Source organism: Lutibacter sp., from assembly GCF_041555395.1.
Taxonomy (GTDB): domain Bacteria; phylum Bacteroidota; class Bacteroidia; order Flavobacteriales; family Flavobacteriaceae; genus Lutibacter.
Map to the genome: position 1 here is coordinate 1 of NZ_JBFFKM010000079.1, position 7,684 is coordinate 7,684.

A 7,684-nucleotide genomic window follows, 5' to 3' on the forward strand; every position below is an offset into this window, starting at 1 on the left:
GCATATATCGTTAAGCATAAAAAACTTATTTAAGGCTTTTGAATTTTCAGAAATTATTTTAAAACCTGGTTTAAATGTTTGTTCATGGTTGCCACCAGCACATGACGGTTCACGGGTTTTGACAGAAAATCATTGCAGCCAATTGCCAAGGCTTCTTCCTTATCCTCATCCATTACATTGGCCGTTAAGGCTATAATTGGAATTGATTCATCCATTTTTCTAATTTCTATGGTAGCATCCAAACCATTCATCACAGGCATGTTAAAATCCATTAAAATTATATCAACAGCATTATTTTGAAACATTTCAACAGCCTCTTTTCCGTTATTTGCGTGAATAAGTTTACAGTCAAGATTTTCTAATATTGCTTCTAATAAATAATAGTTAGATTCTTCATCCTCTGCAATTAATATGGTTTGATTTGTTGTCCTATTTAACTCATAGGCTGTATTATCTTTACTCTCTTCAATTTCTAAGGCATTATTTTCTGACACACAGTAAGGGATGGTAAAATAAAATGTAGCTCCTTTAAGCATTTCAGATTCTACCCAAATATTTCCTCCCAATGCTTCAATGATTCCTTTTGAAATGGACAAACCAAGACCTGTTCCTTCCTTGGCTTTTTCTTTTCCGCTTTCCGATTGACCGAAACGCTCAAAAATAAACTGATGGTCTTTAGCTTTAATTCCAATTCCGGAATCTTTTACATAAAAACGGATTTCTTTTTCCGTTAAAGCATAGCCAAATTCAATGATACCCTCTTCTGTAAACTTATACGCATTTTCTAATATATTACTGATTACCTGAGTTAATCTATCTTCATCAGTAATAATTGCACATCCATTATCAGGAAGTGCACATTTAGTCATCAATGTTACCGTATTCTTTTTTGATAAATTAAACTGACTTTTTAAATTCTTTAAAAGTAAGTTCAGGTTACAAGGTTTTAACTCAATTTTAATTTGATTGGATTCAATTTTAGAAATATCTATAATGTCGGAGATAATATCAAGTAACCGGTTTCCACTTTTATGTATGAGTTTGTAATACCCTTCCTTTTTGCTTTCTGAAAGATCTTTTGACTCCACAATTTCACAAAAACCAAGGATAGCATTCATTGGGGTCCTTATTTCATGGCTCATATTGGCTAAAAAAGCTGATTTTAACCGATTGCTTTCTTCTGCTTTTTCTTTGGCTTGTTTGAGCTCAGAGATATTTATACCCATCCCCAAGATAAAGTATTTATTGGTGTTCATGTCAAGATAGGGTGCGAAAATAGTTTTAAAACTTTCGGTCCCCACTTTCGTTTCAGAAATAACTTTCTCCCCATTAAGCGCCCTTTTTATATCCTCTGTAATTTTTGGATAATCCTTACACAATTCAAAGATATTTTTACCGATCAATTGGTTTTGGTTAAGCCCCATTTTCTCCAGGCCTAACCCTTCCAAAAGCAATATGGTTCCATCGGAATTAAATGAAAAAATAATTTCTTCATTGTTAACAACCAACGCTTTAAATTTTTCCTCACTTTCTTCTAACTCATTTTTAAGTTTAAATTGTTCAGAAACATCTTGAAAAACACCTTCAATTTTTAATAGTTCTCCATCTTTATCACTACACAATCGCGAAGAAATTCGAACAATTATTTTTGTCCCATCCATTTTTTTCATGGCTGCAACAAAATCTTTTATATAGCCCTCTTTTTTGAGTTGGGTAACATATAATTCTCGTTGCTTTGGGTCGGCCCATAAATCAATTACATTTGTTCCAAGATAGTTTACAGCACTGTCTAAATCAAATATTCTGACAAATTCTTTATTGTAAGAAAAAAGTGTTCCATCAAAGGCTGTCCCAGAAAAACCCTCCAACAAATTATCTAAAGTTTCTTTATGGTAATTTTTAAATCTTGTTAAATCTTTTTCAAAAAGTTTTGAAGTTACCACTACAACAATAAGTCCGATAACGATACTAAAAAAGACAAACAAATAGTTGATGATAAAATTTACTTCATTATTCAACAAAAAAGTTTTGAAGGTGTTGTATAATAATATGAAAATGAAAAGTGAGGGGGCAAAAAATCTTATTAAGTTTTTCTCCGGCGAATTGCCAGAAAAATAAATCAAAGGAAAGGTATTGAAATCAATAATAGATAAATATAGAATACTTAAACTCCATAAAAAAATTGCATATAAAACAGACAATACATGTGTTTTTTCAAATAATTGACTTGCGTTTTCTGAATAGGATACCATATACAGGGAAGCCATTACTAACACAATAATCACACTCCAATTTCTAACGTATAATAACTTTTTGTTTTTGGTATTATGAAGTAGTATGGAAAAGTTAAACAATAAAAGCAGCCCGGCAGAATATACTGTAGTGCTCAAGTCATGCATTGTTGTTGTATCATTGTCACTCCTCATTAAATACTTTTCTAAATTGTGTCCCCAGCCTAACAGTGAATTAAAAAGCACAAAAGCGCAGCCAATCAAAATAAAAAAAGTAATCGCAAAAACGAGCTTTTTATAATTTTTTGACGTTGGATTTAAAATTAAAAGCAACAGAGAAACACAATTTAATAAAAACAGAAAAGAAGCTACACGGAAAAAAGCAACATAGTACGATTCTAAAAAAAACTTTTTAAAATATTGTATGTTATAATCTATTAATATAAATGATGCAATTAAGAATAAAAATGAAAGTGCAACGATTTGATATTTTTTAGATATATTTTTCCGTGACATCTGTTTCTTTGGGGTTAAATCAATATTCCTTTCATTTATTCTTCCTTTCTTTTAAGCCCGCAATTACAATTAGTACCACAATTGTTAAAATAGTGATCCAACCCCACATTGGGAATACAGGGGTTCCTCCACCAGCACCATAACTGTGCATTCCTTTTGTAAAGTAATAATTTACACCAATAAAAGTCATTAATACCGATCCAAATCCAAAGATGGCTGCCACATTAAAAATAAACTCCCCTTTCAATTTTGGTGCCAATCTAAAGTGTAAAATAATGGTATACACTATGGTAATTACCAATGCCCAGGTTTCTTTAGAATCCCAGCCCCAGTAACGACCCCAAGATTCATTTGCCCAAACACCTCCTAAAAAAGTCCCAATCGTTGCCAGAAATAAACCAATGGTTAAATTCATTTCGTTGATATAGGTTAATTCCTTAGTTATTAATGAAAGGCGTTTTTCATTTTTAGGTGTTTTAAATAAATAGATACCCATATTAAAGATCCCTAATACAAAACCAAGACCTAAAAACCCATAACTGATTGTTAATGTTGCCACGTGTATAATTAACCAATACGATTTCAATACAGGTACCAAGTTGGTTAATTGAGGATCATAACTGCTGTGACTTGCCGTCATTAAGGTGAAAAATGCCAGTAATGAAGTTGCTGCCAAGGTAATTTTTGAATAACGCATGAAACTGAACCCAGCAAGTAAACTTGACCAAGATATTAAAATCAATGCTTCATAACCATTAGACCAAGGTGCGTGTCCAGATAAATACCAGCGCATTCCCATACCGTACGTATGGTACATAAAGGCAACGCCTAAAATGGCAATACATATATTAAGTGACCAAGTTAAAAATTTATTTTTCTTAGAAATTAAATTATCCACAAATGCCAGGACTAACAACAATATGCTTAGCAAAGCATATACATTTTTCAAATTGATAAATATATTAGACTTGTTGTAACTAATCTCACTTTTAATTTTTGCCTCTGTTGGAAGAATACTTTCATCCCCTACTTGACGTTGCATACTTTTTATATACCCTAACAATTTATCAGCCCTTGTATAATCTGCCGTTTTAGCAGCATTGGTCAACTCCATAAAATAAGCTCGTTGAATATTATTGTAATTAAACACTCGCAGTTGTAAATCATCATTAATAATTTGAATACTTCCTGTTAATGGTTGATTGGCCAATTCATCGTCCCAACTTACCCATTTATTATTTTCAGAATTTTGTACTGGAAAAATATCCAACATATTTCCTTGGAAAGTCATCATAAAAACTTCCAATCGTTCATTCACTTTGATAATTTCTTTGTCAAATTTATTGCGATCAGCATCTGGCTTTCTAAAAGCTACTTCAGCAAAAGAAGCCAGTTTGTATTGTTGTTTTTCATCAAAAAAGTCATTAAAAGAAACATACTTTCCTGAGATTCCAATGACATCTGTTACAGATTTTTCCTTAATATAAATGATTTTTTGATTTTTCCAGAATTCAGCATTGAGCGGCATGTCTAAGAACACCTGCATGACTGTCATTTTCCCCCTGCCCGGAATATCAAACTTGTCTTTTCTTGATATTTTATGGATCACATCAACAGCTAAAGTATTTAAGGGCGCGAAACGACCTTCATAGTTTTGAACAATCAACTCACCAAACTTATCTGCATGTTCAGCACTTACAGCATAAGGGTTAATTGTAGGGGTATGCTGGTGCTCTTGTTCTGTATGCTGGTGCTCTTGTTGCGCAAACAGGCTTGCCGACATTCCTAAAAAAAGCAGTAAGCAAGTTAATTCATTTCTCCTTTTACGAAGTTCTTTAATTTTGCTCATTAAATCCCAATATCTTGAATTTTTGTTGAACAAAGTCCAGATAAATCCAAGTATCATCAAAGTATATCCAAAATAGGAGATCCAAGTTCCCCAGAAATCACTATTTACAGACAAAACCGTTCCTTTTTCATCTTGGTCATAAGAAGATTGGAAAAAACGATAGCCACCATAATCCAGTACATTATTCATAAAAATACGGTGGTTTTTTCGTACACCCTTTCTTTGATCAATTAAGGTCACTTCACTGGCATAAGATGAAGGGCTCATAGACCCCGCATATCTCTCTAACTCAAATTTATTCAATTGCAACTCAAACGGAAGGTCTATTTTTTTCACTCCATAAGCTAATTTAAGTGTAATTCCATCAATTTCCACCTCCTGAAAGTTTTCAATATAGCCGGGGCCTCCTATAATTGTAACCTCTTTTGATACTCCGTTATGTTTGACATCTAAAATTAAAGCACCTGGTAAATTTTCATCAGTTTCACTTTCAACATATTTCACCACATTGTTTTTAGAGATTTTGGTCATTACAATAGCCAATCCTGATCCCTCAGGCTGGTACAACATCATTCGGGTTAATGCTCCCAAACTGTCTTTTAGAATAAGACCTTCTGTCATAGCCGGCATAGCAGCCGTTTTAATATTTGCCGGGTAGCTGATAAATAACCCATCAGCATTTCCTGTTATTTTTACAGCATCGGGACTTTGGTTGTTATTAAATGATAGCGGCGTATCATGCATCATTTTAATCTCCCCGTCTTTTAACTGAATTTCATGCTTATGCCCTCCGTCATCACTTACCGTTAAATTAAGCATTGTAAAACCATCTTCCGTCCCTTCCACATAGGTTTCCTTCGCTTTTTTTAGATGATTTATATAACTGATTTCTACCGTTCCTTTATTATCTGTTTCAAGGTCTACTTGAAAAGAATTGTCAGTTATCATTCCAAAAGTTAACTGTTGGTCTATGGAATAATCCTTTACACCGTCATTAGCTCTTATATTCAAATAAGTTTGATCACTAAAAATATAATTGGAAGATTGCCCTTCACGGATATGCATTCTCCCTTCAAAGCCTACATAACGCGTTACGCCTGCGCCAATAATCATCACAATAAAAGAACTGTGGAAAACAAATCCCGACATTTTTTTCCAAGTTAATAATTGATATCTTTTAATACTGCCAATAAAATTCACAACCATAAGTATCATTACGGCCTCAAACCAGTGCGCATTGTATACCAATATTTTAGCCGTAATCGTGTCGTACGAGTTTTCAATAAATGTGGCTGCTCCCATGGCAATTGCAAATATTACCAATAAACCAAGTGTTGTTCTTGCAGAGAAAAGTATGTTTTGTAATTTTTTCATTATTGTAGTTTAATTGTTCTAATTTTAGTTAATGCTACAAAAGTAACATAATGATATAAAAATTTAAATGACAATTGTCAGTTAAATTTTAGCCCGTAACCATTAACTTTGCCATATATATTATTATAATTAAAACATTTTGAAAATGAAATTATTTTTAAGCTTTTTGCTACTCTTTGTTATACTGACGTCATGTGATTCTTCAAAAAAGTCGGATGATACAAACCAACCCACTACCCATAAAGTAATTGCACAGGAAGTGTTGCATGTGAATCAATATTCCTATATCCGCGTATTGGAAGACGGAGAGGAAAGCTGGATAGCTGCTCCTACTACACCTGTTACTGTTGGCAATACTTATTATTACGGAAAAGCCATGGAAATGAAAAATTTTGAAAGTAAGGATTTAAACAAAACTTTTGAAACAGTCTATTTTGTGGAAAGATTTAGTGAAAATGCTGAAGGTGCAAGTGCGCCATTGACAGAAACTCCGCATCTCCAAAAACAAGAAACTCCCAAGCCAGTCATTGAAAAAAAGGAAGTTACCGTTGAAACTGCAACAAATGGCATTAGCCTTGCTGAATTGTTTAAAAACAAAGAAAAATACAACAATAAAATAGTAACCCTAAAAGGTGAAGTTACCAAATACAATCCCGCTATTATGGGCTTAAACTGGATTCACCTTCAGGATGGAACTGATTTTGAGGGAGAGTTTGACCTGACTTTAACCACAGCAGCTGAAGTAAAATTAGGTGATGTTGTTACTGTTAAGGGAAAAGTGACTTTAAATAAAGATTTTGGCGCTGGTTATTTCTATACAATTATTGTTGAAGACACAGAAATTATTAAATAATCATGTTAATTATAAACGTATGAAATTCATAAAAACAATCCTTACAACAAGTATTTTCCTGTTTAGTATTATAGGAATTGCACAAAACCCACATGCTGAAAGCGGGTTAAAAAAAGTAATTGTACAAGAAGTATTGCAAGTAGCGTCTTATACCTATTTAAATGTTTTGGAAGATGGCGCTACAAAATGGTTGGCTGTTCCCACTATAGAAGCTAAATTGGGAGAAGTATACTATTATAAAGGCGGTATGGCAATGCCCGATTTCCAAAGCACAGAATTAGACAAAACATTTGATGAAGTCATCTTTTTAGGGTCCATTACCAATGGGAATGCGATTGATCCTGAAAAAGGCATGGTAGATCCAAATGAGGTTAAAGAGCCTGTAAAAGTAGGGAAAGCACCTACTTTGGACAAACTAGCATTAACCATTGAAAGTATAGAAGGAGGTATCCGTATCGCTGAATTGTTTGAAAACAAACAAAACTATGCAGGTAAAACAATAAAAATAAAAGGCGAGGTCACCAAATTCAGCAGTGGAATTCTGGGTAAAAACTGGGTGCATTTTCAGGATGGCACCAGCTTTGAAGGCGCTTATGATTTAATGATCACTTGTCAGGAAAATGTACTGGTGGGAGATCAGGTTGTTTTTGAAGGGACACTAACTTTAGATAAAGATTTTGGTGCCGGCTCTTTCTATAAAGTAATTATGGAGGATGCTGTGATTGCCCCTTAAATACGATTATTCGTTAAATTTAAATCAATTAAATACCGTTGTTAACAACGGTATTTTTTTTGTTACACATTCAAAAGTTGGGGAGTCTGTATAAAAAATAAGTGAATTTATAGCCCCAGTGGGGCAAA

Annotated in this window: 4 protein-coding genes; 2 read left to right on the top strand and 2 right to left on the bottom strand. The window is 33.4% G+C overall.

Translation table 11 applies throughout. From position 1 onward, the window contains the following. Positions 1-53: 53 nt before the first annotated feature. On the bottom strand, positions 54-2,747 hold the full coding sequence (locus tag ABY285_RS11700; RefSeq protein ID WP_372770263.1) for a response regulator: 2,694 nt from the start codon (positions 2,745-2,747) through the stop codon (positions 54-56). Between the two features lie 31 nt (positions 2,748-2,778). Then, entirely contained in the window at positions 2,779-5,970 is a 3,192-nt protein-coding gene (gene ccsA / locus ABY285_RS11705) for a cytochrome c biogenesis protein CcsA (RefSeq protein WP_372770265.1), read from the bottom strand. 145 nt (positions 5,971-6,115) lie between these two features. Here ccsA and ABY285_RS11710 point away from each other — a divergent pair, with 145 nt between their 5' ends. Then, the gene (locus tag ABY285_RS11710) at positions 6,116-6,823 is read left to right on the top strand and encodes an OB-fold nucleic acid binding domain-containing protein (RefSeq protein WP_372770267.1); all 708 of its coding nucleotides are present in this window, start codon (positions 6,116-6,118) and stop codon (positions 6,821-6,823) included. A 19-nt stretch (positions 6,824-6,842) separates the two neighbouring features. Then, positions 6,843-7,556: a hypothetical protein gene (locus ABY285_RS11715; RefSeq protein WP_372770269.1), complete on the top strand. Its 714-nt coding sequence runs from the start codon at positions 6,843-6,845 to the stop codon at positions 7,554-7,556. Positions 7,557-7,684: the final 128 nt, after the last annotated feature.